Raw genomic sequence first — 25,083 nt, 5'->3', positions numbered from 1 at the left:
ACTTTCTTTGCAGCAGCAAAGAAAGTGACTGCCGCCCCGCACAGGGGCAGTGCTAATAAACCAAAAAGAAATCGGGATCCGGCGACAAACCCGAATGCGCCTTCACCCCTTCGACAACAAAGCCGCGACATGCGCCGAATGAGTCTGCTCGGCGATATCCTTCGCGGTCATGCCGCGATCGTCCCGCAGATCGCGTTTCGCCCCGCGGGCGAGCAACATCGACGCTGTCTCTTCCTGATCGTAGCCCGCCGCCCACATCAGCGCCGTGAGGTGATTACGATAAGCCGCGTTCACATCGACGCCCGCATCGAGCAGACGCTGCACGATAGCCGTGTGCCCGCGCCCAGCCGCATATTCGATCGCGGTCTTGCCGACGCGATCGGTCGCGGCGGCATCCGCATGATGCGCGATGAGCAGCGCCGCGATTTCGTCGTTGCCGTCGAAGGCCGCGGCCATCAACGGCGTGATGCCCTGCACGTCCGCCTGGCTCACGTTCGCGCCGCGCTCGATCAGCATGCGCGCCATCGGCGTCAGGCCTTTCTTGCACGCGCTGATGAGCGGCGTGTCGCCGATGCGGTTGCGTGAATCGATCGCCGCGCCTTCGTCGATGAGACGCGCGACTGCCGCCTGATCACCGTCGCGAGTGGCGGAAAGCAGGCGTTCGTTGAGCGTGTAGGCGTCCTGCTGCGCGTATGCGAACGCGCATGTCATCGACAAAACGAGTGTCAGCAAGCGAAGGGGGTTTGTCATCGTTATAAGGGCCTTCGTAAAGCGTCATTGCAGATTCGCGATGTAGTTCGCCAGGTTCTCGATATCCGCGTCCGTGAGATTCTTCGACACGCTCGTCATGTTGCCCGCGTCGTTGGTGCGCTTCCTGTCGCGGAAGTCCTGCAACTGTTTCACGATGTACGGATACTGCTGCCCCGCGACGCGCGGAATTTCGTTTTGCCCCGAAAAGCCGCCGAGGTGACACATCGTGCAGAGAATCTCTTCGGACTTCTTCCTGCCCGCCTCGACCTTCACCGGGTCCGCCTTGAAGTCGGTGGCGATCGGCTTTTGCGCGGCGAAATAGTCGGCGAGATCGTGCATGTCGTCGGTTGTGAGGTTCGCGGCCATCGGCGACATGCGCGGATCGCTGCGGCGGCCCGCCTTGAAGTCGCGCAGTTGCAGATAGAGATAGCGCGATGTCTGCCCCGCGAGCGACGGATAATCGCCCGTCGTCGAGTTGCCGCCGAGCCCGTGACACGAGGTGCAGACGGCAGCCTTGGCGGCCGCCGTCTGCGCATTCGCGCGGGACAGGGAAGGCAGCGACAGCAGCACGCACGCGACGATCCACAGCGCGTAGACGAGCCAGACCCGCACACGTTTCGCGCGCGTCATCATCAAGGCAGCGCGAACACGAGCAGACTGTTGCCGCGCTTGAAGTCGAGCTGCGTGTTGCCGCCCGCCGCGACCGCGATGTATTGCTTGCCGTTCACCATGTACGACACCGCCGGCGCATTGACGCCCGCGCCGCACTGGAACTCCCAGAGCTTGCGGCCGTTGGCGGCATCGAAGGCGCGGAAGAGCCCGTTGCCTTCGCCGTTGAACACGAGGCCGCCCGCGGTCGCGAGCACGCCGCCGATCAACGGCTGATCGGTCTTGTAACCCCACGCGATCTTGCCGGTATCGACATTCACCGCGACGAGCCTGCCCCATTGCTGCTCGGACGGAATCGTCTTGAACGCGCCGCCGAGCCACAGCTTGCCGCCGGGATACGCCGCTTCCTCGACCTGATACGTCATCGGCTGATGCAGGTTCGCCGCATAAGCCATGCGCGTCTTCGGGCTGAACGCCATCGGCGACCATTCGACGCCGCCGTTCGCGCCGGGCAGCATGCGCGCGCCGGTCGGCGTCGGCAGGGTCCACACGCCTTCCTGCGGAATCATCGCCTCCGAAATGCGGATGAGCTTGCCGTCGCGGCGGTCGTGCACGTAGACGAAGCCGGTCTTGCCGCCGTGGAGTATCCCCGGAACCATCTGTCCGTTCTTGTCCTTCACGTCGACGAGAATCGGCGGGCTCACCGCGTCGAGATCCCATACGTCATGCGCGATGTACTGGAAGTGCCACTTGTACTTGCCGGTATCGAGATCGACGGCGACGAGCGAATCCGTATAGAGATTGTCGCCGGGGCGAATCGCGCCATACAGGTCCGGCGACGGATTGCCGACCACGAAGTACACCGTGCGCGTCTTGCGATCGATCGCGGGCGCCATCCACACGCCGCCGCCGAGCGTCTTGTTGAAGTCGCCGCCCTTCTCCGCGAGCGTCTTCTTCTCGGCCGCGATATCGCGCTTCATGTTGCGGCCGACCGCGTCGTTCTCCGCCCACACGCCTTCGCTGCCCGTGTCGGGGATCGTGTAGAAGGTCCACAGCAACTGGCCGGAGTTCGCATCGAACGCCTTCACGAAGCCGCGTATGCCGTACTCGCCGCCGTTCGTGCCGATCAGCACCTTGTCGTCGACGACCACCGGCGCCATCGTCTCCGAATAGCCCTCTTCCGGATCGGCGATCTGCGTCGACCACAGCACGTTGCCGGTCTTCGCGTCGAGCGCGACGAGCTTCGCATCGAGCGTGCCCATGAAGAGCCGGTCGCCCGAGATCGCCACGCCGCGATTGTTCGGGCCGCAGCAGAAGGTCGTGACCGGACCCATCTTGTGATTGTAATGCCAGAACTCCTTGCCCGTCACCGCGTCGATCGCATAGACGTGGTTGTACGACGTGGTGAGGAACATCACGCCGTTCGAAACGATCGGCGCGGTTTCCATCGACTCCATCACCGCCGTCTGGAAGATGAACGCGGGCTTGAGCTTCGCCACATTCGACGTATTGATCTGCGTCGCGGGCGCATAGCGCGTTTCGGCATACGATCCGTTCGAATGCAGCCAGGACGCGCTGTCGCCCGCGGCGCCGTCGAGCTGTTGCTGCGAGATGGGTCGCAGCGAACTCGGAACCGGTGCGGCTTGCGTCGTGTTGGTGTTCTGGATTTCGTCGGCGCCCGAGGCTTCGTGCGATGTCACGATTCCGAAAGCACCGAAGGCAACAATGAGCGGAACGAGCGAGGTACGGGAAAAACCGGCCATGTCAGTCTCCCAAATAGTTTTTGTGTCGTCCTCGTGGTGCGCGGCGGGGCATCACTTGCCCTCTTCTGCGCCCGCAAAAAAGAATAGGCAATTTAAAAAGGCATTTCCAGATTTCGTGCAAAGACTGCGTTCGACGCGTCACGCATCGGACGAAGGGTATTTCAGGGGCAGGCGCGTCGCGATTTTTAGTAGTATGGATTGGCGTGCCGTTGTGTTGCGCCCCTTACGCCGGGAACAGCTTGCCGGATCGCCGGCTTTCGCTTATCGCTTGTTCATCTCTCGCTGCGCGCTACGCCCGTACCCGAGCGCCGCATCGACCATCACCTTCATCCGGACGCACCATGCCAATCCCTTACAACGGGCAGCCGAATCCGAATCCACGCCAGCCGGTGGACATCGCGCGCATCCTGCTCGTCATCACGATCCTGACCGCGCTCACGGTCGGCAGCCTCTACGTCCTGCGCCCGTTTCTGCCGGGCCTCATCTGGGCCACGACGATCGTCGTCGCGACCTGGCCGCTCATGGTCGGCGTGCAGCGTCGCGTCGGCAACCGCCGCTGGCTCGCGACGACCGTGATGCTGCTGATCCTGCTGATCGTCATCGTCCTGCCGCTCTATGAAGCGATCTCCACGCTCGCGCTGCATGGCGGCGAGATCATGGCGGCCATCAAGAGCCTGCCTTCCTATGCGCTGCCGCCGCCGCCGGGCTGGGTGCACGACATTCCGCTCGCGGGCGCGCGCGTCGCGACCGAATGGCAGTCGCTCTCCGACGCCGGCCCCGGCGGCCTGCTCGCGAAGCTCGAACCCTACGTGACGATCGCCGCGCGCTGGATGCTGTCGCATGCCGCGGTCGTCGGCGTGTTCGTGATGCACATGGTCATCACCGTCATCATCTCCGGCATTCTGTATATGAACGGCGAGGCGGCCGGACGCTTCGTCACCCGCTTCGCGACGCGCATCGCCGCGCGCCGTGGCGCGGAAGCCGTCAAGCTCGCCGGCCTCGCGATCCGCGCGGTGGCGCTCGGCATCGTCGTGACGGCGGTCACGCAGTCGGCGCTCGGCGGCATCGGGCTCGCGCTCGCGGGCGTGCCGGCCGCGGGCATCATCACGGCCATCATGCTGATGCTGTGTCTCGCGCAAATCGGCCCGCTGCTGCCGCTTCTGGGCGGCGTCGCATTTCTTTACTGGCACGGCTCGAATGTCGCCGCGTCGCTGCTGCTCGTATGGTCGATCATGATCGCCATGCTCGACAATTTCCTGCGGCCCATTCTTATCAAGCGCGGTGTGAATCTCTCGATGCTGCTGATTCTTTCCGGCGTGCTCGGCGGCATGTTTGCGTTCGGAATAGTCGGATTATTCATCGGCCCCGTGATTCTCGCGGTGACGTCGACGATTCTTAATGCGTGGATCAACGAGCAGCCGCCGCTGCCGCAAGTCGAAGCGACGAGTAACGAAGAAGTCGCCAAAGCCACGTCCACACGGGATCTGGCGGATGCATCGAGAAGGCAGACCTGATTGATAAATAGATTCACATTTTGTTGTTTTTATTCTCGCCAATCAGATTGCGCTTAAATCGAAAATTCGGAGTCTTACTAAAATGAGACTCTATCCGAGTTAATGCGCCGTTTTGCGATTATTCAACGGTGTGAATCCGTTACAATGCCTTCCATTGTTATTTGCCCGTTTGAGGGCGCAGGGGATTGACCATGTCTTTGCGTGACGTGGAAGTCATCGATTACATCGGAGTGAATATTCTTTTCAAGCGCGTTTATGTCGGACTCTTCGATGATCTCGACTGGCGCGATGAAAAGGAGCATCAGGATTTGCTCACGAAGAAGATCGACCGCTACATCCGTTACATTCGTTCGGGACAGTTGCTGCTGAGCTATCCGAAGGTTCGCGGCTATGAGATCGTGGTCGAATATGTGTCGATGCATCCCATGACGTCGTCCGGGGTCGAGTTCTGGAAATCGCGTGAACGCGTGCTCGCCGACGCCGGTTACAAGGCGCACATCCGCGGCGTGGATGTGCGTCATTCGCTCGGCATCACGGTCGACAAGCCGGAGCACGTCAATGCGGAACCCGTCGAGCCGCCCGCGCTCGAAGTGCTCGACGCGGACCCGCTCACCAAGCAACTCGCGGATGTCGCCGATATTTCATATCTCCCGTCCCCGACGCCCAAAACGCGCCGGCAGCAAGCGCTGCCCGTGCTCAGGCGGCTCGTGATGCGACAGGCCGCCAGTCACTGAAGCGAACGATCCCGCGCAATCGAACAAAAAGCGGCGTGGCTCAACCCTGAGCCCGCCGCTTTTCTTGTTGCGCGCGCCGATTACCTCACGCCGCTCAATGCCGACGAAGCGACGGACGGCACCGAGATGCCATTGGTCTTCGCGTACTGCACCGCCTGCGTGAGCGTCTGCACCAGCGACTGCAACTGTCCCGGCGCCGATTGCGCGATATAGCTCGCAGCCTGCGCGGTCGCCGGATTCGAGCCGGCCTGCAGGAGCGACGACATGTTCATCGAATTGGTCACCGAGCCGAGATTCGACTGCAATCCGGCGTACTGCTTCACGCCCTGCCCGAGCGAGGCGAGACCGTCGCTGAAGCTTTGCTTGCTCGCGGCCGTCGGCGGCGGCGTGGAGCCGCTCGTGAACGCCTGCATCAACGATTGCGACACGCTCTGCTGCGTGCCGCCGAGTTGCGACAGCACGCTCGTGCTCGGCACGCCGCTCCCGCCCGATGCGCCCGACAACACGCCCGCCGCCGATTGCGCCTGGCTCGCGACGCTCGACATGCTCATCGCCGATGCAAGATTCGATTGTCCCGAGAGCACTTGCTGGTTCGCGCCGAGATAGCCCTGCACGAGCGAGTTCAGCGCGGAAGGCTGCGCCGCGCCGTTCGCGCCGCCGGCCACTTCGGAACTGCCGCTGCCGAAGCCGAACTGCTGGAGATTGAGTTGTGCATACGATGCGGCCGGCGCGATCAACGCGAATGCGATGCCGGCCGACAGAACTGCGAGCCGTGACGTACGGTTCGGCATGGTCGGTTCCCCTCTTGAATTGTCCGATGATCGATAAGCCCCGTTCGACCATCGGCCATTTCGCCGGTTCGCCGCAGAAACATTTGCTTGCGATTTCCGTCAGGAGATTACGCGCACAGGTCCGCGAGCGGATGCATCTCCCGGCGCCACGGCGACGAGAGAAAGTGCTGCACGCGTTCGGCGCGCACCTGCGCGAGCGTCGTCGGCGCGAAACGCGGCCGCTCGTCCTTGTCGATGATGAGCGCGCGCACGCCTTCGACGAAATCGCCGTCGTCGATTGCGCGGTACACGACGCCCAGTTCCATCCGAAAGCAATCCGCGAGCGTCATCTGACGGCCGCGCAGGAGCGCGTGACAGGTCACTTCGAGCATCGTCGGCGAATGGCTTTCGAGCGTGGCGAGCGTCGCGCGCGCCCAGTCCGATTCGTCCGTCGCCAGCGACGCTGTGATGCGCTCCACGCCGCCCGTCGCGCACACGCTGAAATGGCGTTTGATCTGCGCGCGGATATCGTCGAGCGGCGCGTGCCGTTCGATGTTCGCGGCCGGCACGAACACACGCTTTAGTTGCGTGATCGCATCCTGTGCATCGTCCCAGCGCAGCTTGTCGAGGCGCTCGATGAAGGCGCGCAGCCATGTCGACGGCACGCATTCGTCCGCGAGCCCGACGCGCTTCGCATCCGCGCCCGAAAGACGCGCGCCCGTCAGGCCGACGTACAGCGCGAGATCGCGCGGCAGCACGCGCAGAAAGTGCGTCGCGCCGACATCGGGCAACAGGCCGATGCGCGTCTCGGGCATCGCCATGCGCGTGCGCTCGGTCGCGATGCGCAGCGCCGCGCCCTGCGCGAGCCCCATGCCGCCGCCCATCACGATGCCGTCCATCAGCGCGATCACGGGCTTCGCAAAACGATGCACCGTGAAATCGAGCCGATATTCGTCGATGAAGAATTTCAGCCACGGCGTCTCGTGATGCGGATCGGTGCGCGCCGCGTGGTAGAGCTTGCGCACGTCGCCGCCCGCGCAGAACGCCTTGTCGCCCGCACCGCGCAGCACGACCGCCGCGATGGCGTCGTCCGCGGCGCATTGCGCGAAGCGTTCGGTGAGAAGCGCGATCATGTCGTGCGACAGCGCGTTCAGTGCGTGCGGCCGGTCGAGCGTGACGATCGCCACGCGATTGACGATCTCGAAGCCGACCTCCGGCGCGTCGCGCAACAATCCCTGCGTGCTCATGACACGCTCCACTTCGGCTTGCGCTTGTCGAGAAACGCGGCGACGCCTTCGCGCTGATTCGCGCCATCGAAAAGATCGACGAAGCGCTCGCGTTCGAGCGCCAGTGCCGCGCGGCGCGGCACGCCTTCGCGCGCGGCGTGAATCAGCGGCTTCGAATATGCGACGGCATCCGGGCTCATCGACGCGACGCGGGCCGCGATCGTCAAGGCGGCTTCATATGCGCCGCCGCTCGCGACCACTTCCTCGACGAGACCGATGCGCAATGCGGTCTGCGCATCCACGCGCTCGCCCGTCAGGATGATGCGCTTCGCCCAGCCTTCGCCAACGAGCCACGGCAGCGTCTGCGTGCCGCATCCGCTCGGCAAGAGCCCGACCGACGCCTCCGGCAGCGCCATCTGCGCATGTTCCTCGGCGATGCGGATATCGCAGGCGAGCGCGCATTCGAGTCCGCCGCCCATCGCATAGCCGTTGATCGCGGCGATCGTCACCGCGCGCGCGTTCTGCAACGCCTCGAATGCCGCGCCGAAGCGTTGCGCGGCGACTCGTGCGTGCGCCTTGTCGCCATCGGCGAACTGATTGAGGTCCGCGCCCGCGCTGAAGAATTTCGGGCCGGCGCCCGTCACGACGATGGCGCGCACGTGCGCATCGCGGTTCAGGCCTTCGACGGTCTCCTGCAGCGTCGCGAGGCCATCGGCCGTGAACGCGTTGGCCGGCGGACGGGCGAGACGAATCGTGACGGTTGCACCGTCGCGCGTGACTTCGATCATCGTGAGGATTCCTTTTTAGTCGGCTTTGCTGGTCTGACGCAGCTCCGGGAAATCCTCTTCCCAGAACTCGAACTCGCCGCGCGCGCCATCCTGCGTGCGCGCGATTTCCTGTCTGCGCAGATCGACGCGGCGGATCTTGCCGGAGATCGTCTTCGGCAATTCCGCGAATTCCAGACGACGGATGCGCTTGTAGGGCGCGAGCCGCTCGCGTGAGAACGCGAACACGCTTTTCGCGAGCTCCGGTCCGATGGAATAGCCGTGGCGCAGCGTGACGAACGCCTTCGGCACCGACAGGCGCAGCGGATCGGGGCTCGGCACGACGGCCGCTTCCGCGATCGCCTCGTGTTCGATCAGCACGCTCTCCAGCTCGAACGGACTCAATCGATAATCCGACGACTTGAACACGTCGTCCGCGCGGCCGACATAGACGAAATAGCCATCCGCGCCGCGCGCCGCGACGTCCGACGTGCGATAGAAGCCGCCGCGCATGGCGTTCTCGGTGGCTTTGGGATTGTCGGCGTAACCGGTCATCAGGCCGAGCGGCGGCGGATCGAGCACGAGCGCGATCTCGCCTTCCTCCGCCGGATTGTCGTCGGGATCGAGCAGCGCCACGCGATAACCCGGCAGCGGACGGCCCATCGAGCCGGGCACGAGCCGCTGACCCGGCGTGTTCGCGATCTGCGCGGTGGTTTCGGTCTGACCGTAGCCGTCGCGGATCGGTACGCCCCAGGCCGCCTGCACGCGCTCGACGACTTCGGGATTGAGCGGCTCGCCCGCGCCTACGATCTCGCGCAGCTTCACCTCGTACGACGCGAGCGGCTCCTGCACGAGCATGCGCCACACGGTCGGCGGCGCGCAGAGCGTCGTGACTTCGTGCCGGACGAGCACGTCGAGCGCGCGAGTCGCGTCGAAACGGCTGAAGTTGTAGATGAACACGCACGCCTGCGCATTCCACGGCGCAAAGAAGCAGCTCCACGCGTGCTTCGCCCAGCCGGGCGAGCTGATGTTCCAGTGCACGTCGCCGGGTTGCAGGCCGATCCAGTACATCGTCGACAGATGGCCAACCGGATAGCTCTGATGCGTATGCGCGACGAGCTTCGGCTTCGACGTCGTGCCCGACGTGAAATACAGCAGATAGGGATCGTTCGCGTTTGTTACGGCATCCGAAACGAATTCAGGCGAGGCATCGTAAGCGGCTTCATACGCGAGCCAGCCTTCCTTCGCGCCGCCCACGGCGATGCGCAGGCCAGGCACCTCGATGTCGTGAAACTTCTGCGTCTCCGCCGCATCGACGATCACGTGCTGCACGCCGCCGAGCGCGATGCGGTCGCGCAGGTCGGCGGGCGCGAGTTGCGTGGTCGCGGGCAGCACGATCGCGCCGAGCTTCATCGCGGCGAGCATCGTTTCCCAAAGCTCGACGCGGTTCGGCAGCATCAGCAGGATGCGCTCGCCGCGCTTCACGTCGAGACCGCGCAAATGATTCGCGACGCGCGCGGAGCGCTCGCTCATCTGCGCGAACGAGAGACGCGTCTCGCCGCCGCCTTCATCGACGATATGCAGCGCGGGCGCATCGTTGCCGCGCGCCATCGGGTCGAAATAATCGAGCGCCCAGTTGAAACGATCCAGCGACGGCCATCTGAAGTCGCGATACGCGGTGTCGTAATCGGTGCGATGAGCAAACAGAAAGTCTCGTGCTTCGATGAAAGCGTGGGCGTCGTTCATTGCGTCTCCTGTCGTTTTTTTAAGCGCGAGTCAAACGTTGCGTGCGATCACCATCCGCTGCACTTCGCTCGTGCCTTCGTAGATCTGCGTGATGCGCGCATCGCGATAATGACGCTCCACCGGATAGTCCTGCAGATAGCCGTATCCGCCGTGAATCTGAATCGCATCGGAACACACGCGCTCGGCCATCTCCGACGCATACAGCTTCGCCTGCGATGCCTCCGACAGACAGGCGATGCCTTCCGTGCGCATGCGCGCCGCGTGATGGATCAGAAGGCGCGCGGCGTTGATCTGCGTTTGCATGTCGGCGAGCATGTTCGCGACCGACTGATGCTCGTGGATCGGTTTGCCGAACTGCACGCGTTCCTTCGCGTAGGCGCGCGCCGCATCGAAGGCCGCGCGCGCGATGCCGAGCGCCTGCGCCGCGATGCCGATGCGTCCGCCCTCCAGATTCGACAACGCGATCTTCAGGCCCTCGCCGCGTTTGCCGAGCAGATTGGCGGCGGGAATCGCACAATCGTCGAAGGTGATCGGACAGGTATCGGACGCGCGGATGCCGAGCTTGTGCTCCGGTGCGCCGACGTTGAAGCCGGGCGTGTCCGTCGGCACGATGAAGGCCGAGATGCCGCGCTTGCCCTGATCGGGATCGGTGACGGCGAAGACGATCGCCACGCCCGCGCGCTTGCCGTTCGTGACGAACTGCTTGCTGCCGGAGAGAACCCACTTGCCGTCCTTTTCGACGGCGCGCACGCGCAGGTTGTTCGCTTCCGAGCCGGCCTGCGGCTCCGTCAGGCAAAACGCGCCGATGATCTCGCCGCTCGCCAGCTTCGGCAGCCATTCGGCCTTTTGCGCGTCGGTGCCGTAGGCGAGGATCGGGCCGCAGCCGACGGAGTTGTGCACGCTCATCATCGTCGCGCAGGACGCGCAGCCGGCGGCGATCTCTTCCATCGCGAGCGCGTACGCGGTGTAGTCGCTGAAGGTGCCACCGAGTTCGGCGGGCACGACCATGCCGAGCAGGCCGAGCTCGCCCAACTGGCGCACGACGGCGTCGGGAATGGCGCCGTCCTTGTCCCATTGGCCCGCGTTCGGCGCGAGCACTTCGGTGGCGAACTGGCGAGCCGCGTCGCGGATCATGCGCTGCTCTTCGGTGAGGAATGCGTCGATCATGTGTCGTCTTCGGTGAATGAGGCTGGGGCGGCGGGCCGTATCGATCGTATACACTTTCTGGCCGCCGCCGGGTCGTCGATGAAGGGCGGATGGGCCGTCTGAGCACGAGTCTAGGCAATCGCCGGACGTTAGCCGATGCCCAAAACGATCACGCTAACTGAGCGCTTTGGCCACCTAGTGACAACCCCAAGTCCCAAAAAGAAGATCGAACGCGATTCGATTTCCGTGAGTCTCGTCGAGGCGGCATTGCGATGCGCCGAGGCGCGTGGCGTCACGCGCGAGCATTTGCTGGCCGCCGCGGGCATTGCGCCGGCGACGCTCGATTCGCCGCGCGCGCGCGTGTCGCCGGTGCAGTACGGCAAGCTGTGGAACGCCACCGCCGACGCGCTCGACGACGAGTTCTTCGGCCAGGACGCGCATCCGATGCGGCGCGGCAGCTTCGTGCTCCTGTGTCACGCCGCGTTATCGTCGCGCGACGGCGCGCAGGCGCTCGCGCGCATCGCGAACTTCATGCGCCTCGTGCTCGACGAGCTGACTTTCGAGCTCGATATCGACAAGACGCGCGTGCGCATCTGGCTCGATGACAAAGGCCCGCCCAAGACGATGTTCGCCTACGCGACGGGGTTCATCCTCGTGTACGGGCTGCTGTGCTGGCTGGTCGGGCGGCGCATTCCGTTGCTGGCGGCGCATATGCGCTGTCCCGAGCCCGCCGACAGCGACGAATACCGGCTGATGTTCTGCAACGATCTTCGATTCGACGAGACGCGCTCGTTCGTCGACCTGTCGGCGGAATGCGCGGCGCTGCCGGTCGTGCAGACGCCCGCGACGCTCAAGCGCTTCCTGCGCGACGCGCCGGCGAATTTCATCGTGAAATATCGCAATCCGGATTCGCTCGCGGCGCGCATCAGAACGCGCCTCAGGCAAACCGCGCCGACGGACTGGCCCGAAGCCGAGAGCATCGCGGCGGCGCTCCACATGGCCGAAGCGACGTTGCGACGCCGCCTGAAACAGGAAGGGCTCACCTATCAGACGATCAAGGACGCGTTGAGACGCGATCTCGCGATCGCGCGCCTCGCACATACGCAGCAGACGATCCCGCAGATCTCCGACGCGCTCGGCTTCGCGGAACCGAGCGCCTTTCGCCGCGCGTTCAGGAAGTGGACGGGCGTGCGCCCCGCGGATTATCGCCGGGAGGGCTGACTGCGGGCGCGCTTCGGGGCTGCTATATTGAATCGACGATGACCTCGCATCACGGAGCGCGCCATGAAGAAAGCCAGCCGAGATGAACGTTCGAAGCAGGATCGGCCGGACCCGGCCAACGAAGAGGACTTGCTCGACGAAGCGCTGGAGGAAACCTTCCCCGCCAGCGACCCGATCGCCGTGCACCCCGAGCCGGACACCCCGAAGGACGGCAAAAAGAAATAGTTATTCGCCCGCTTCGGGCTCATCCGGGCTCGACAGCAGCACCACGAGCTTTTCCACATGCTGGTGCAGGAGCTTCACGTGCTTGTCGATCTGTTCGAGACGCCCGGTCAGGTCGGCCTTCGCGGACTCGCTCATGCGATCCGACGCGATGAGTTCGTCGACCTTCGGCTGCATGCCTTCCACCTGAAGCAGCCCGAGCTGCCGCTCCAGGCGGCGCAAATCCTGTGACAGCAGTTCGCGATTCTTGCGAAAGAGCAGATCGCGGCGGTTCGTTTCAGCCTGTTGCTGGGCGAGATCGGCGACGCGGCGCGTCGCCTCGGTCTGGGAAAGCAGTGGTTCGGGGCCGCGCAGCACGGAGCGCTTCGGCGCGGGATGAGCCGTGCCGCGAAACACGGCCATCGGCGTTTCCTCGTCGATCGCGCGCAGGACGTCGGCCGGGACCTCCTCCAGCGTGCGGCGCTCGTCCATCCAGTGCGGCGGCAGGCCGGTCACGAGCTCGATGCCGCGCACGAATTCCTCGTTGAAATCGCGCTGACCGGCGACGATCAGCTTCATGAACGTCGGCGAGAAGCTCATCATGCGCGCGAGACGCGCAGCGCCGCCCGGCGTCCCGACCAGCACGTTCAGATTGGACCGCCAGACAAGGAACAGCGTTTCGTCGAAATCTTCCATGAACAGGCTCCAGGCAGACCGACGCGCCCGATTGTGCGCATCAGCGTTGCGCGCGCGAGATCCGCGCGCATGCATATCCGGTTCCCGAATATCGCTGCGCACCTCGACCGGTGCGCCGTCCACATACCGCATAAAACACCATACTAACGTCATCGGCAAGCGTGGCGGACATGGCACGCGCGCGACGCGACAGTTGCATCGCCGCCACACGCATTCCGCCGGCCCGCTTACGGCTCGTTGCGCAGATAACCTTCCTTGCTCGGATCGAGCATGCGCCAGGAAACGATGAGCGAAATCGCGCACATCACGGTGACATACCAGAAGAAGGTCGATTCGCTGCCCACCGATTTGAGCCACAGCGCGACGTATTCCGCCGAGCCGCCGAACACCGCGTTGGCGACCGCATACGACAGGCCGACGCCCAGCGCGCGCACTTCCGGCGGGAACATTTCCGCCTTGATGAGACCGCTGATCGACGTATAGAAGCTCACGATCGCGAGCGCGATCACGACCAGCACGAATGCCATGACCGGGCTCGCCACCGTGGACAGCGCGTGCAGCAGCGGCACCGTGCCGATGGTCGCGAGCCCGCCGAACCACAGCATCGACGCGCGGCGGCCGATACGATCCGACAGCGCGCCGAACAGCGGCTGCAGCAGCATGTAGACGAAGAGCGCCGCGGTCATCACGTTGCTGGCGGTTTTGGCATGCATGCCCGCCGTGTTGACCAGATACTTCTGCATGTAGGTCGTGAACGTGTAGAAAATCAGCGAGCCGCCCGCCGTGAAGCCCACGACGGTCATGAACGCGGCCTTGTGCTTCATCAGCCCGGCGAGCGTGCCCGCTTCCTTGCGATCGCGCGTTTCGGCGGTCGAGGTTTCATCGAGCGAGCGTCGCAGGTAGAGCGAAACCAGCGCCGCGCATGCGCCGATGAAGAACGGCACGCGCCAGCCCCACGCCTTCAGCTCTTCCGTCGACAGAAACTGTTGCAGAACCACCAGCACGAGCAGCGCGGCAAGCTGGCCGCCGATCAGCGTCACGTACTGGAACGACGCGAAGAACCCGCGCCGGCCGCGCAGCGCCACTTCACTCATGTAGGTCGCGCTCGTGCCGTACTCGCCGCCCACGGACAAACCCTGGAACAGGCGCGCGATCAGAAGCAGAAACGGCGCCCACGCGCCGATGGATGCGTAGGTCGGCAGAAAGGTGATGACGAGCGAGCCGCCGCACATCATGAGCACGGAGATCATCATCGCGTTGCGGCGGCCGTGCTTGTCGGCGATACGGCCGAAGAGCCAGCCGCCGATCGGGCGCATCAGGAACCCCGCCGCGAACACGCCCGCGGTGTTCAACAACTGGACCGTCGGATTGCCGCCCGGAAAGAACGCCGACGAAAAATACAGCGCGAGGAACGAGTAGATATAAAAATCGAACCACTCGACGAGGTTGCCCGACGAAGCCCCGACGATTGCGAAAACGCGGCGCCGGGTGTCCTCTGCGGTATAAGCGGGAAGGTCGGTCATGTTGTTTCTGATCTCTTGGTCACTGTCTGGATGGCGTTTGCCGGGGCTCGTGACCCCGGTCCGGGCGCTCTTGCGGCGTTCGGGCGCAAGTTTATACGACGGTTCGGGCGAAAGCGCGCTCACGTGGCGCGCCGAACACGGCCGAAAGTCATAAGCGAATTCGCGCAGCCGCGCGGTTGCGCCGTCTCCGACGATGACGTCAGGTGTCCGCCGAGGCTTGCCGCAAAAGCATTCGCCGCCCTTGCGACCGCTTTATGCGACGCTTTCGACGCGTTCCGCCGATGCCTCGGTCGTTCACGTTAGGTAATTACCCTGATCAAAGATTTTGCTGACTATTTATCGATAAAGTCTCGGAATCACGATTCGCATCGACGAGGACCGCATGAATCCGCATCAACCGATCACCCTCGACGCCGCGCTGGCGTCGAAGTTCGCTCAGGTCGCGCTCGGCCATCTGACGCGCGAATATCCGAACAAGCTCGATCACGTGATGGCGAGCGAGTCCGATGTCCAGAGCCCGCGCGCGCTCCATCCGATCTTCTACGGCAGCTTCGACTGGCATTCGTGCGTGCACGGCTACTGGCTGATCGCGCGGCTCTACGACCGCTTTCCCGGATTGCCGGAGGCGCCGCGCATCCGTGCAGGGATCGACGAACATTTCACCGATGCCAACGTCGCGGCCGAAGTCGCGTATCTGCAACGCACGGCTGCGCACGGCTTCGAGCGTCCCTACGGCTGGGCGTGGCTGCTCGCGCTCGCCGGACAACTCCACTCGATGCCTTCCGACGACGGCAAGCGCTGGGCCCGTGCGCTTGCCCCGCTCGCCGATGCGTTCGTCGCGCGCTTCGAGGAGTTTCTGCCGAAATCGACGTATCCGCTTCGGGTGGGCACGCACTTCAACATGGCATTCGCACTGACGCTCGCGATCGGCTACGCGCGCGCCACAGAGAACGCGGGCTTCGAACGCCTGCTGAGCGATACGGCCTTGCGCTGGTTCGAGAAGGACGAAGGCTGTCAGGCGTGGGAGCCGGCGGGCGACGAGTTCCTGTCGCCGTCGCTGATGGAAGCCGTGTTGATGCGCCATGTGCTGCCGGGCGATCAGTTCGTCGGCTGGTTCGACCGGTTTCTGCCGCGCATTGCCGCGCGCGAGCCGGCGACGCTCTTCACGCCCGCCACGGTCACGGATCGCAGCGACGGCAAGCTCGCGCACCTCGACGGCCTGAACCTCTCCCGCGCGTGGTGCCAGCGCACGATCGCGCGGGCATTGCCTGCTGGCGACGCGCGCATCGCGGTGCTCGAAACGGCCGCGAACGAACATCTGGCGTCGGGCATCGCGCATGTTGCGGGCGATTACATGGGCGAGCACTGGCTCGCGACATTCGCGCTGCTGGCGCTCGAAGCCTGATCCGCCTCAGACGCGCGGCTGAAACGCGATCACGCCCATGCCGATGAGCGCGATCGCCGCGCCCGCGATGTCCCACGCCGTCGGCCGGATGCGATCGACGGCCCATAGCCACGCGATCGCCACGCCGATATACACGCCGCCGTACGCCGCATAGATGCGCCCGGCGGCGGCGTCGTGCAGCGTGAGCAGCCAAGCGAACAGCGCGAGCGACAGCGCGCCGGGCACGACGAGCCACGGCGAGCCGCCCTCCCTGAGCCATCGATACGGGAAATAGCAGCCGGCGATCTCGGCGATGGCCGTGACGACATAGAGCGCGAATGTTTTCATGACGCGCATTATCGACGCCCGCCCGAAGTTGCGCCGCCATCGCCGCGCCCGGACAATGACGCGCTTGTCACGAACCGCCGGCCCGAACACCTTGCAGACGCCCCCACAAAACGATTCGACCGAAACCGCCGCGCTGCCCGTGCACTGGCACAAGCGCGTGTTGACGCTCGCGTTTCCGATCGTCCTCGCCAACCTCACGCAGCCGATTCTCGGCGCGGTCGATACGGCCGTCGCCGGGCATCTCGACGGGCCGCAGTATCTCGGCGGCGTCGCGCTCGGCGGACTCGTGTTCAGCTTCGTGTTCTGGGGTTTCGGCTTTCTGCGCATGGGCACGACGGGACTCGTCGCGCAGGCGTTCGGCGCGCATGACGACGAGGCTTTGCGCGCGAGCGTGCTGCGCGCCCTGCTGCTCGCGCTCGTGATCGGCGCGGCGGTGCTGGCGCTGCAGGTGCCGATCATCCGTTATGGGCTCGTCGCGCTGGGCGGCAGCGCCGCCGTGCAGGACACGGCGAGCGCGTATTGTCATGCGCGCATCTGGGCCGCGCCGTTCGCGCTCGGCAATTACGTCGTGCTCGGGTATTTGCTCGGCTGCCAGCGCGTGCGGCTCGCGCTCGTCACGCAGATCTTCATCAATCTCGTGAATATCGTCGCGGTGTTGCTGTTCGTGTATCGCTTCGACTGGGGCATCGCGGGCATCGGCGCGGCGACTGCCTTCGCGGATTTTTGCGGCTTCGCGCTCGGCGTCGCGATCCTGTGGCATTCGCGTCCGCGCGGCCTCGCACCGCTCGCGCTGGGTTCGATCTTCGATGCGCACGCGCTCAGGCGGCTCGTCGCGATCAACCGCGACATCTTCATCCGCACGATCTGTCTGCTCGGCTCGTATGGCTGGTTCGCGCATCTCGGCGCGCGGGAGGGCGACGCGATCCTCGCCGCCAACGCCGTCCTGCTCAATTTTCAGACATTCATGTCTTTCGGACTCGACGGCTTCGCGCACGCGGCCGAAGCGCTCGTCGGCGCGGCGGCCGGCGCGCGCGACCGTCACGCGTTCCGGCAGGCCGTGAAGATCACAATGTTCTGGTCGGCGATCGGCGCGGCGGGCTTTTCGGTCGTCTACTGGATGAGCGGCGAATGGATCATCGGCAAGCTGACCGATCAGGCCATCGTGCACGCGGCGGCGGTGCGCTATCTGCCGTGGGCGTCGATTCTGCCGCTCGCATCGGTGGCGGGCTTTCAGCTCGACGGCGTGTTCATCGGCGCGACCCGCACGCACGAACTCATGAAAGCGATGGCCGTCTCGCTCGCGGTGTTCCTGCTCGCCGCCTGGGCGCTCGCGGGATCGCTCGGCAATCACGGACTGTGGCTCGCGCTCACGCTTTTCATGGTGGCGCGCGGCATCACGCTCGCGGTTCAGGTGCCCGCGATCGAGCGCGCGGCGTGCGCGCCCGATCGGCGCTGAGTCACTGAGGAAGCGGCTTCACGGCGGCGAGGCCATCGAGCAGCGCCTTGTGGAACGCCGCCGGGTCCTGCATCTGCGGCGCGTGGCCCAGTTCGGGAAACTCGACGAGCCTCGCGCCCTCGATGCGCTCCTTCGCCAGCTTCGCGAGATCCGGATAGTGGCCGAGCGTCGGACGAATTTCCGGCGGCGCGAAATCCTTGCCGCAGCAGCGTCGGCGTTTTCAACTGATCGAATTCGTAGACGACCGGCTGCGTGTAGAAACGTGCGGTGTACACGTTTTTCGATGCCGCTCGAATGTTCATTCCATCAAGCTTGAAATCAAGTGTGTGCCGGAGGCGGTACGTGTAGCGACTCCTTGCATTGCATCGCCAGACAGACCGGTGTCTAAGTCATACTTAGGCCGCCTGAGTCGCCTTTCCGGAACGCACCACAAACCGTACCCGTTCACCAATCTTTGGACGGACAGCGTCCGACGAACTCTTGTGTATAGCGACTTTATATGGGCCGTAACTAACCTCAATTAATTCACCTTTGCGATCATTTCGAACAACAGATCCGAGATAAATTCCGTCCGCAAGTCGTAGCTCGGTCGCCGCCACCCCGATTTTGCTTCTATTTCTTTCTCCTTTTCTTGCATTATCGAGGCGCTGAAATTGATGCTCTGAAAGTTTCTTTAGAATAAGCCCCGTTACCTCAGGAGCTCTATTACTATTATTTGGCAATTTTTGATCAAACAGGATCTTCACTGCCAGCTCAAACGCAGATTTAAACTCACAATCAATCCTAGTGAGCGTTTCAAGAAATTTCCTGTCATTTAGACCAGAGTGTTTTGACAAAGCTGTAGCTATAATACGCTTCACTAAAAGTGCTATGTGAAATACCCACTCTTTCATGCTCGGCCTGTGCACGATTGCTGATTTAACTTTCGATACAATATGATGAGCCGCGAAATAAAGTCCAGGGTAATCTGTGTCGGAAAACAGTTCACCAGACTTATCGCGATTATACTCTTCCAGCAAAGTTCCGTAGTAATAGTGAATTTTATGCGGCTCTTCCAATACCACCGAAACAAATGATTTTATCAGGGCAGGAGCCGTGACAACCAGATAGTGACGAATGTCTTGATCATCGAACTGATGAGGCCGACGCTCGTAATAATATTCGAAATTTGAATTTCTCATCGCACTGAAGAAATCTTCTAAACGACGATGATATGGTTTGATTGTCGCGAACGCCTCTTTAACTACTAGGGACTGGCTGTTCGTAGTGGATATTATTTGACCGCTCAGATCTACGTCTGACGTCTCGATTATCTTCACTGTCAAGTACATATCGGGACTCAAAACGCTTCGATTTTTGTACAAGACATGACTAGTCTGACATCCATTTACCACTTGAAATTGCGAAATCTTGAAGTAATCGCCTGAAGGAATAACCTTTTTCGCAACGATGGTCACGCCATTATTCAAAATCGCAAATCGATCTCGTTCACCGACGGAATTGATGGTAGCAGCGATGTCTTCATTAACCGGATTATTAACGCCGAGAAAATCACGAACATTTTCGAAGAACAAGCCCTTATTGAGTTCACCGCTCTCTTTTTCTATCAAGCCAACATAGTCACTGCAGTTTACAACTCCAATGTATGCCGCACTAGCGCCGTTAATTCCAGGCAACGCCACATGTCTCTGGAAAGATATTTGTTTTTGGATATCGTTTTGTGTTTCACGGTACAGTCTTGCGAGTTCGTCCCCATCGCGGACGCGCCAATCGACCTCCGAGGAAAGATAACGGATACTGCGAAGGCTATTAATTTCACTCTCAATTATCGGAGTGGCCTGACTCGTCGCCTTGTCAAACGAACCGGTGAATGCGTAGGACAAACTAATCGCTGGCAGTTGCGCCATTTTCGCGGCACGCTCATAAATGACCTTTTTGATAGCAAAGGCCCTTTTTAATTCTGACGGAATCACCGTCTCGTCTTGACCAAAAAAAAGCTTTACCGTACCGCTAAATTTAAGAAAGTCCCCCAAATCAAAACTCGACGAGGTCTTAGCTTGTGTAAAATAAAACTTTGCTGAAAACTGACTTTTGGTGAACTGCTCGACGTCCGCAACTTCGCCTACCAAGACTCCCCCGATCGCGATCCCGACACCATCGACCCCCATGCACTCGCCGGTGCCAATCAAATCAAAGTCGAATGAATCGTAGTGGTCGGCCTTCAGCAAGCAATAGTTTGTGAATTTCTCGAACTGCTTGTCCGGCGCATCTTGTTGAAGGTCATGTCGAATAACAAATTCTTTCAGCATGCCGCCTAAGATGATGTTGTCCATAGTCCCTGTATCGGATGATTGTTTTAGGTTTGCTCGCTGCGAGATCTTACGCTGGAACATCCACGGAATGAAGCACTTCGTGGGCAGCTCGCTACAAAGTAGCCAAGCCGGTCGGTAATGGCTTGATTCAAACGGTTGCAGCGCGAGGTCTTTCTCGCGCTGCAACCGTTTGAGGATATGGTTCAATGGGTACGGTCTTGCACGTTTGTCGGGCGCCCTCGTCCGCATACGGCACTGTCGAATAACCGTCCGTGCCAACTGAGTGATTGCCTTTGGGCAGGGCAGGCAACGGCGTGATTAACCACCCTTAGCCGCCCGAGTTGCCCGCTAACGATGTTTTGGAGAGTACGATCACGGGTCACAAGTCGTTTGAAAACTCAGCGACCTTCCGACGTCGCCGCCAGCCCATCGAGCAGCGCCTTGTGAAACGCCGCTGGGTCCTGCATCTGCGGCGCGTGGCCCAGTTCGGGAAACTCGACCAGCCTCGCGCCCTCGATGCGCTCCTTCGCCAGCTTCGCGAGATCCGGATAACGCCCGAGCGTCGGACGAATCTCGGGCGGGGCGAAATCCTTGCCGATGGCGGTCGTGTCCTTGTCGCCGATCAGCAGCAGCGTCGGCGTTTTCAACTGATCGAATTCGTAGACGACCGGCTGCGTGTAAATCATGTCGTAAATCAGCGCCGAGTTCCACGCGACGACGTCCTTGCCCGGCCCGCGATACATGCCCGCGAGCATCTGCACCCACGGCTCGTAATGGGCGCGCCATTGACCGGAGTAGTACGTGCTCGCTTCGTAACGGCGGATGCCATCGGCGCTCGTTTTCAGCTCGCGCGCATACCAGTCGTCGACCGATATCGACGGCACGCCTTTCGCCTTCCAGTCTTCGAGCCCGATCGGATTGACGAGCACGAGCTGCTCCGTCTCACGCGGATACATCAGTGCATAGCGAACCGCGAGCATGCCGCCCGTCGAATGCGCGATGAGCGTCGCCTTCGATACGCCCAACGCCCCGAGCAGCGCATGCGTGTTGCGCGCGAGCTGCTGGAAGCTGTATTGATAGCGCGCGGGCTTGGTCGACTTGCAAAAGCCGATCTGATCCGGTGCGATCACGCGATAGCCCGCATCGGTCAAGCTTTCGATGGTCTGCTTCCAGGTCGCCGAACAGAAGTTCTTGCCGTGCAGAAGCACCGCGGTACGGCCGTTCGGATGCAGCGGATGCACGTCCATATAGGCCATGCGCACGACCTGGCGCTGCGACGTGAGCGCAAACTGCGCAACCGGATACGGATAGTCGAAGCCTTGCAACTCGGGACCGTAAGCGGGACCGTCATTGCTGGTCGATTGCGCGGCGTCCTCGGCATGCGCGTGAAAAGCGCAGGACAGCGCGAGAGACAACACCAGAGAACGAAGAACGGACGAATTCATTTTTGGTTTCGGGATGACGTCGGCCGACGCATTCTAGCGCGCCTGAATTTCACACGCGCCCGCGCGTTCGCCCGCCCCGCGCGCTGTCTCGAGCGCTTATACTTGCGGCCCCGAACGTCGACTGGACCTTCTCAAGCATGCCATTCCGCATCAAGGCATTCGCCGCCGCGCTCCTCGCATTCGTCTGTGCCAGCGCATCCGCGAACGACTGCCCGCAGTTCAGTCCGAACGGTCGCGCGCCCGTCGTCGTCAACTCGAAGATGCGCGCGGCGACGCAGGAAGTCTGTTACACCGACTTCGCGCTGCTTCATTCCGGCATCACGAAAGGCCCGCTCTGGTCGGCGGAGCATCTGACCGCGAACAGTGTCGATGAAGCGAAGAACAACACGCGCACCAATCGCTTTTTCGTCGACAAGCGCCTGCCGCCCGGTGATAGCGCGCAGCTTTCCGATTACAAGAAGAGCGGCTACGACCGCGGCCACATGAGCCCCGCGGGCGATCGCGCGAGCAAGAAAGGCATGGCCGAATCGTTCTCGCTCGCGAACATCGTGCCGCAGGATCCATCGAACAATCGGCGCATCTGGTCGCGCATCGAGCAAGCGGTGCGCAGGCTGACTGAGGAATCGGGCGAGGCGTTCGTCGTCACGGGGCCGCTCTTTTCGGGCCGTCAGTTGCAGACGATCGGCGAATCGCGCGTGTTCGTGCCGACGCAACTGTATAAGGTGGTTTATCTGCCGCAGCGTCAGATCGCGTTCGCGGTGGTGGTCGAGAACACGCCGACCAACACCTACACGATGAAAACCGTGCGCGAGCTGGAAGCGATGAGCGGCCTCGCATTTCCCGGCATACCGGACGGACTGAAGGACAAACGAATTGGAGGGTTGCAAGGTGTTTAAGCCATTTGCGAACGATACGGACGTGTTGAACATCGCGGGCGACGCGGTCAACATCGAAAACGGTGTGAAGCGCCTGACGATCAGCGTCGATCTGACGATCGCGCGCGACAAGGCGGGACTCGCAAACGCGCTCGCGCTTCAGAAGGCGATCGGTGCGATCATCGAAGTCTTGCAGAGCGATGCGTCGCTGCCCGCGAAGCTGCCCGACGAACCGGGCGCGCCGTCGGGCACCGCCGACAATCCGTTCATCTGAAGCGGCGATCGTCGGAAACAGCCGCGCGGAGAATCGAAGTGATCGAATGCCATGTCGGCCCGAGCCCGCTCGGGCACATCCTGTATCGCGCCGAAAACGACTGCCTGACGGGGCTCTTCTTCGTCGGACAGAAGCATTTTCCCGACGGCCTGCCGCAGCCGACGCTGTCCGACGCGCTGCCCAGATCGCGCGTGATTATTGAGGCGCGCGAGCAGATCGGCGAGTACTTCTGCGGCGTGCGCAAGGAATTTTCGATCGCGCTGAACCTCGACGGGACGGCGTTTCAGCGGCAAGTCTGGGATGCACTGCGGCAGATTCCCTTCGGCGAAGCATGGACCTACGGCGATCTCGCGCGCCGGCTCGGCTTGCCTATGGGCGCGTCGCGGGCCGTGGGCGGCGCCAACGGCCGCAATCCGGTTGCGATCATCGTGCCGTGTCATCGCGTGATCGGCGGCGACGGGGAATTGACCGGCTACGCAGGCGGCGTGGAGCGCAAGCGTCATTTGCTCACGCTGGAAGGCGGGCCGGGGCGCGAGCAACTCACGCTTTTCTGAACCGACGTCTTCGACGCGTGAACGAAAAAGCCCGCGAACCTTCCGGTTCGCGGGCTTTTTTTCGTGGGGCGCTGTCCTTCGTGAAATTACGGCATGAGCGTGACTTCCACGCGGCGATTCTCCGCACGACCAACGTCCGTTGCGTTAGACGCGATCGGGTTCGTCTTGCCAAATCCCTTCAGCGAGTATTTGTCGGCATGCAGGCCGCGCTCCTTTAGATACGTGAGCACAGCTTGAGCGCGACGCTTCGACAAACCGACGTTGTAGGCATCGGGGCCCGTCGAATCCGTATAACCCTCGACGGTCACGGACGCGAAGTTCGCACCCTGCGATTCGGCGACGAGCTGATTCAAAATGCCCTTGGCCTTAGGCGTCAACACAGCGCTATCGAACGCGAAGTTCGTTTTCTCGTCCAGCAAGACCTTGCGCGGCGCGGGGGCCATTGCCTTGGCGGGAGCCGGCTGTGGCTCGTTTGCGGGCGCGGCGGGAGCCGGTGTAACGGGAGCCGGCTGAGCCTGCTGTACCGGCGTCGCGCAGTTGAAGATCACGCTGCGGGGATCGTTGGGCACTTGCGTGCCGACGAGCGTCTGGAGCACATTGACCGGCTGATTGCCGCACATCTTCTGAGCAGCAGTCATACAGGCGCTGCCCTTCTCAAAAACGCCGTAGCATTCGGCGCGGTAAGCCTTTTGGCCATCCGACGTCTGAATTTGGCTGATATTGAACGCCGGTCCCGAGGTGGACGAGCAGCCCGCGAGTGCAGCAGCGGCGATAAGACTAACGGCAAGGGTTTTCGTGAGCAATTTGGTGTACATGCGAGTCAATTTGAAAGCGCGAAGCCGCTGAAAGCGCGCCTCATTTCCGGGCCTTGGGGCATTCCCAAAGGCGGCAGGCAGATTCATGATTCGATTTCGGATGCGTTCAACTATCGATGAGCAATCCAAAAGCTGCGGGATTGTAGCCCGGTGTTTCGTGCGCTTTAAGCGGACAACTCCCAAATTGCAGAGCTCTGACACACGTACTGCAAAATGCCTATTTGACCGACGTGGGGAGATCGCCGTCCGACTGCTTTTGCAGTTCCTGCACACGCGTCTGCAGCGCGCGAAGCTGCGCCTGCGCGGCCGCCTGCTCGGTACGCAATTCGCGGATCGCGTTCTGCTGCTCCAGCTGATGGGTCGTCACCTGGCTTTTCTGCGCGCGAGCAATATCGAGATCCGCCTGCAGCCGATTGGCCCGTTCCTGCTGGACGGAAATTTGCCGGTCGGCATACGCCTTTTCCGCTTCGAGCTTGATGCGCTTGATTTCGGCATCGGCGAGCGAAGTGGATGTTTTCGCGAAATCGGAATAGACGGCTTCGGCACGCGCCTCGTTTTGCGTTTTAAAGACGCGCCAGATATTGCTTTGTTGAAACAGTGCAACGTAATAAGTCATCTGCTCGGCATAATACGAAAGACTTGCGCCATAACTGCCATTGTAAGTCCTGCGCAACTCTATTATTTTGCCGGTCGTAATGAGCGTTTCGCGTTCCGCGACATCGCCATTTGTCGTAACGGCCTTTTCCGGACTGTTCGGCGTTGGACCAGCGCGCATATCGCCGGCGGCGCAAGCCCACGGGAGCGGCATGAGAAAACTCGCCGCGATTAGCGCGATTTCCGCAATCACCAAACGCTTCATTGCGATTCTTCCATAAAGGCAAAGCAGATCGTCCGTAATGGATTATGGCGCTGTAATGCCATTAATTCCAGACGATCCAAATGGCTTATATCCGATCG

General features: G+C 62.2%; 24 protein-coding genes and 1 pseudogene. 9 read left to right on the top strand and 16 right to left on the bottom strand.

What is annotated here, in order from left to right:
• Positions 1 to 102: 102 nt before the first annotated feature.
• From PQR08_RS21270 to PQR08_RS21260, 3 genes are read right to left on the bottom strand one after another with little or no spacing between them, the layout of a single operon-like run.
• A complete protein-coding gene (locus PQR08_RS21270; protein ID WP_250484381.1) occupies positions 103 to 750 on the bottom strand; it encodes an ankyrin repeat domain-containing protein in 648 nt (215 codons plus the stop codon).
• Positions 751 to 774: 24 nt separating this feature from the next.
• Positions 775 to 1,383, bottom strand: a complete 609-nt coding sequence (locus PQR08_RS21265) for a c-type cytochrome (RefSeq protein ID WP_029672413.1) — start codon at positions 1,381 to 1,383, stop codon at positions 775 to 777.
• Positions 1,383 to 3,122 carry a pyrroloquinoline quinone-dependent dehydrogenase gene (locus tag PQR08_RS21260; protein ID WP_408162246.1) on the bottom strand — a complete coding sequence of 580 codons (1,740 nt, stop codon included), beginning with the start codon at positions 3,120 to 3,122 and terminating at the stop codon, positions 1,383 to 1,385. Before PQR08_RS21260 ends, PQR08_RS21265 begins: the two co-directional genes overlap by 1 nt.
• 341 nt (positions 3,123 to 3,463) lie before the next feature.
• Here PQR08_RS21260 and ydiK point away from each other — a divergent pair, with 341 nt between their 5' ends.
• Both ydiK and PQR08_RS21250 read left to right on the top strand, forming a co-directional pair.
• Positions 3,464 to 4,636 carry an AI-2E family transporter YdiK gene (gene ydiK, locus PQR08_RS21255; RefSeq protein WP_250484380.1) on the top strand — a complete coding sequence of 391 codons (1,173 nt, stop codon included), beginning with the start codon at positions 3,464 to 3,466 and terminating at the stop codon, positions 4,634 to 4,636.
• Between the two features lie 191 nt (positions 4,637 to 4,827).
• On the top strand, positions 4,828 to 5,370 hold the full coding sequence (locus PQR08_RS21250) for a DUF6572 domain-containing protein (RefSeq protein ID WP_187605195.1): 543 nt from the start codon (positions 4,828 to 4,830) through the stop codon (positions 5,368 to 5,370).
• An 80-nt stretch (positions 5,371 to 5,450) separates the two neighbouring features.
• Here the strand turns inward: PQR08_RS21250 and PQR08_RS21245 are convergent, their stop codons facing one another.
• From PQR08_RS21245 to PQR08_RS21225, 5 genes are all read right to left on the bottom strand, one after another.
• Positions 5,451 to 6,161 (bottom strand): hypothetical protein, encoded by a 711-nt coding sequence (locus PQR08_RS21245; protein WP_250484379.1) that lies wholly within the window; start codon positions 6,159 to 6,161, stop codon positions 5,451 to 5,453.
• A 107-nt stretch (positions 6,162 to 6,268) separates the two neighbouring features.
• Positions 6,269 to 7,387, bottom strand: coding sequence for an enoyl-CoA hydratase/isomerase family protein (locus PQR08_RS21240; RefSeq protein WP_250484378.1), 1,119 nt, complete (start codon positions 7,385 to 7,387; stop codon positions 6,269 to 6,271).
• Positions 7,384 to 8,154: an enoyl-CoA hydratase gene (locus PQR08_RS21235; protein WP_238292818.1), complete on the bottom strand. Its 771-nt coding sequence runs from the start codon at positions 8,152 to 8,154 to the stop codon at positions 7,384 to 7,386. Before PQR08_RS21235 ends, PQR08_RS21240 begins: the two co-directional genes overlap by 4 nt.
• Positions 8,155 to 8,169: 15 nt before the next feature.
• A complete protein-coding gene (locus PQR08_RS21230) occupies positions 8,170 to 9,876 on the bottom strand; it encodes an AMP-binding protein (protein WP_250484377.1) in 1,707 nt (568 codons plus the stop codon).
• A 30-nt stretch (positions 9,877 to 9,906) separates the two neighbouring features.
• Positions 9,907 to 11,040: an acyl-CoA dehydrogenase family protein gene (locus tag PQR08_RS21225; RefSeq protein ID WP_187605608.1), complete on the bottom strand. Its 1,134-nt coding sequence runs from the start codon at positions 11,038 to 11,040 to the stop codon at positions 9,907 to 9,909.
• A gap of 180 nt (positions 11,041 to 11,220) precedes the next feature.
• On the opposite strand from PQR08_RS21225, the gene PQR08_RS21220 reads away from it, so the two are divergent.
• Both PQR08_RS21220 and PQR08_RS21215 read left to right on the top strand, forming a co-directional pair.
• Complete coding sequence (locus tag PQR08_RS21220) at positions 11,221 to 12,243, top strand: AraC family transcriptional regulator (protein ID WP_250484376.1); 1,023 nt, start codon at positions 11,221 to 11,223, stop codon at positions 12,241 to 12,243.
• Between the two features lie 63 nt (positions 12,244 to 12,306).
• Positions 12,307 to 12,468 (top strand): hypothetical protein, encoded by a 162-nt coding sequence (locus PQR08_RS21215; RefSeq protein WP_187605201.1) that lies wholly within the window; start codon positions 12,307 to 12,309, stop codon positions 12,466 to 12,468.
• On the opposite strand, the gene PQR08_RS21210 is transcribed toward PQR08_RS21215, so the two are convergent.
• Together PQR08_RS21210 and PQR08_RS21205 are read right to left on the bottom strand one after the other, a co-directional pair.
• Complete coding sequence (locus PQR08_RS21210; protein WP_035502568.1) at positions 12,469 to 13,140, bottom strand: hypothetical protein; 672 nt, start codon at positions 13,138 to 13,140, stop codon at positions 12,469 to 12,471.
• 227 nt (positions 13,141 to 13,367) lie between these two features.
• Positions 13,368 to 14,663, bottom strand: a complete 1,296-nt coding sequence (locus PQR08_RS21205; RefSeq protein WP_250484375.1) for an MFS family transporter — start codon at positions 14,661 to 14,663, stop codon at positions 13,368 to 13,370.
• Positions 14,664 to 15,045: 382 nt separating this feature from the next.
• On the opposite strand from PQR08_RS21205, the gene PQR08_RS21200 reads away from it, so the two are divergent.
• Positions 15,046 to 16,068, top strand: a complete 1,023-nt coding sequence (locus tag PQR08_RS21200) for a DUF2891 domain-containing protein (protein ID WP_250484374.1) — start codon at positions 15,046 to 15,048, stop codon at positions 16,066 to 16,068.
• A gap of 6 nt (positions 16,069 to 16,074) precedes the next feature.
• On the opposite strand, the gene PQR08_RS21195 is transcribed toward PQR08_RS21200, so the two are convergent.
• Complete coding sequence (locus tag PQR08_RS21195; protein ID WP_238292827.1) at positions 16,075 to 16,395, bottom strand: YnfA family protein; 321 nt, start codon at positions 16,393 to 16,395, stop codon at positions 16,075 to 16,077.
• Between the two features lie 91 nt (positions 16,396 to 16,486).
• Here PQR08_RS21195 and PQR08_RS21190 point away from each other — a divergent pair, with 91 nt between their 5' ends.
• Positions 16,487 to 17,851, top strand: coding sequence for an MATE family efflux transporter (locus PQR08_RS21190; protein WP_250484386.1), 1,365 nt, complete (start codon positions 16,487 to 16,489; stop codon positions 17,849 to 17,851).
• Between the two features lies 1 nt (position 17,852).
• Here PQR08_RS21190 and PQR08_RS21185 read toward each other — a convergent pair.
• The 3 genes and pseudogenes from PQR08_RS21185 to PQR08_RS21175 all read right to left on the bottom strand — a co-directional run.
• A pseudogene (locus tag PQR08_RS21185) lies at positions 17,853 to 18,105 on the bottom strand (alpha/beta fold hydrolase); the annotation flags it as partial.
• Between the two features lie 141 nt (positions 18,106 to 18,246).
• A complete protein-coding gene (locus tag PQR08_RS21180; RefSeq protein WP_408162243.1) occupies positions 18,247 to 20,184 on the bottom strand; it encodes an AIPR family protein in 1,938 nt (645 codons plus the stop codon).
• Positions 20,185 to 20,561: 377 nt separating this feature from the next.
• Positions 20,562 to 21,608 (bottom strand): alpha/beta fold hydrolase, encoded by a 1,047-nt coding sequence (locus tag PQR08_RS21175; protein WP_250484371.1) that lies wholly within the window; start codon positions 21,606 to 21,608, stop codon positions 20,562 to 20,564.
• A 137-nt stretch (positions 21,609 to 21,745) separates the two neighbouring features.
• Here PQR08_RS21175 and PQR08_RS21170 point away from each other — a divergent pair, with 137 nt between their 5' ends.
• The 3 genes from PQR08_RS21170 to PQR08_RS21160 are packed head-to-tail and all read left to right on the top strand — an operon-like array spanning position 21,746 to position 23,311.
• Positions 21,746 to 22,504 (top strand): DNA/RNA non-specific endonuclease, encoded by a 759-nt coding sequence (locus PQR08_RS21170; protein ID WP_250484370.1) that lies wholly within the window; start codon positions 21,746 to 21,748, stop codon positions 22,502 to 22,504.
• A complete protein-coding gene (locus PQR08_RS21165) occupies positions 22,497 to 22,757 on the top strand; it encodes a hypothetical protein (protein ID WP_187605208.1) in 261 nt (86 codons plus the stop codon). The genes PQR08_RS21170 and PQR08_RS21165 overlap by 8 nt, the downstream gene beginning before the upstream one ends.
• Positions 22,758 to 22,795: 38 nt before the next feature.
• A complete protein-coding gene (locus PQR08_RS21160) occupies positions 22,796 to 23,311 on the top strand; it encodes a methylated-DNA--[protein]-cysteine S-methyltransferase (RefSeq protein WP_250484369.1) in 516 nt (171 codons plus the stop codon).
• A gap of 86 nt (positions 23,312 to 23,397) precedes the next feature.
• Here PQR08_RS21160 and PQR08_RS21155 read toward each other — a convergent pair whose 3' ends face one another.
• Together PQR08_RS21155 and PQR08_RS21150 are read right to left on the bottom strand one after the other, a co-directional pair.
• A complete protein-coding gene (locus tag PQR08_RS21155) occupies positions 23,398 to 24,213 on the bottom strand; it encodes an OmpA family protein (RefSeq protein ID WP_408162241.1) in 816 nt (271 codons plus the stop codon).
• Between the two features lie 130 nt (positions 24,214 to 24,343).
• Positions 24,344 to 24,985, bottom strand: coding sequence for a DUF2968 domain-containing protein (locus PQR08_RS21150; protein ID WP_250484367.1), 642 nt, complete (start codon positions 24,983 to 24,985; stop codon positions 24,344 to 24,346).
• Positions 24,986 to 25,083 lie beyond the last annotated feature (98 nt).

It is taken from the genome of Caballeronia jiangsuensis (assembly GCF_046030135.1).
GTDB lineage: Bacteria > Pseudomonadota > Gammaproteobacteria > Burkholderiales > Burkholderiaceae > Caballeronia > Caballeronia jiangsuensis.
The sequence above is the reverse complement of the archived record's forward strand: the minus strand, read 5'-3'. Positions and strand labels throughout refer to the sequence as shown.

Bases quoted from the DNA above. Each gene is read 5' to 3' on its own strand.
- PQR08_RS21270 (WP_250484381.1), bottom strand. From the start codon at position 750: ATGACAAACCCCCTTCGCTTGCTGACACTCGTTTTGTCGATGACATGC.
- PQR08_RS21265 (WP_029672413.1), bottom strand. From the start codon at position 1,383: ATGATGACGCGCGCGAAACGTGTGCGGGTCTGGCTCGTCTACGCGCTG.
- PQR08_RS21260 (WP_408162246.1), bottom strand. From the start codon at position 3,122: ATGGCCGGTTTTTCCCGTACCTCGCTCGTTCCGCTCATTGTTGCCTTC.
- ydiK (WP_250484380.1), top strand. From the start codon at position 3,464: ATGCCAATCCCTTACAACGGGCAGCCGAATCCGAATCCACGCCAGCCG.
- PQR08_RS21250 (WP_187605195.1), top strand. From the start codon at position 4,828: ATGTCTTTGCGTGACGTGGAAGTCATCGATTACATCGGAGTGAATATT.
- PQR08_RS21245 (WP_250484379.1), bottom strand. From the start codon at position 6,161: ATGCCGAACCGTACGTCACGGCTCGCAGTTCTGTCGGCCGGCATCGCA.
- PQR08_RS21240 (WP_250484378.1), bottom strand. From the start codon at position 7,387: ATGAGCACGCAGGGATTGTTGCGCGACGCGCCGGAGGTCGGCTTCGAG.
- PQR08_RS21235 (WP_238292818.1), bottom strand. From the start codon at position 8,154: ATGATCGAAGTCACGCGCGACGGTGCAACCGTCACGATTCGTCTCGCC.
- PQR08_RS21230 (WP_250484377.1), bottom strand. From the start codon at position 9,876: ATGAACGACGCCCACGCTTTCATCGAAGCACGAGACTTTCTGTTTGCT.
- PQR08_RS21215 (WP_187605201.1), top strand. From the start codon at position 12,307: ATGAAGAAAGCCAGCCGAGATGAACGTTCGAAGCAGGATCGGCCGGAC.
- PQR08_RS21210 (WP_035502568.1), bottom strand. From the start codon at position 13,140: ATGGAAGATTTCGACGAAACGCTGTTCCTTGTCTGGCGGTCCAATCTG.
- PQR08_RS21205 (WP_250484375.1), bottom strand. From the start codon at position 14,663: ATGACCGACCTTCCCGCTTATACCGCAGAGGACACCCGGCGCCGCGTT.
- PQR08_RS21200 (WP_250484374.1), top strand. From the start codon at position 15,046: ATGAATCCGCATCAACCGATCACCCTCGACGCCGCGCTGGCGTCGAAG.
- PQR08_RS21195 (WP_238292827.1), bottom strand. From the start codon at position 16,395: ATGAAAACATTCGCGCTCTATGTCGTCACGGCCATCGCCGAGATCGCC.
- PQR08_RS21180 (WP_408162243.1), bottom strand. From the start codon at position 20,184: ATGGACAACATCATCTTAGGCGGCATGCTGAAAGAATTTGTTATTCGA.
- PQR08_RS21175 (WP_250484371.1), bottom strand. From the start codon at position 21,608: ATGAATTCGTCCGTTCTTCGTTCTCTGGTGTTGTCTCTCGCGCTGTCC.
- PQR08_RS21170 (WP_250484370.1), top strand. From the start codon at position 21,746: ATGCCATTCCGCATCAAGGCATTCGCCGCCGCGCTCCTCGCATTCGTC.
- PQR08_RS21155 (WP_408162241.1), bottom strand. From the start codon at position 24,213: ATGAATCTGCCTGCCGCCTTTGGGAATGCCCCAAGGCCCGGAAATGAG.
- PQR08_RS21150 (WP_250484367.1), bottom strand. From the start codon at position 24,985: ATGAAGCGTTTGGTGATTGCGGAAATCGCGCTAATCGCGGCGAGTTTT.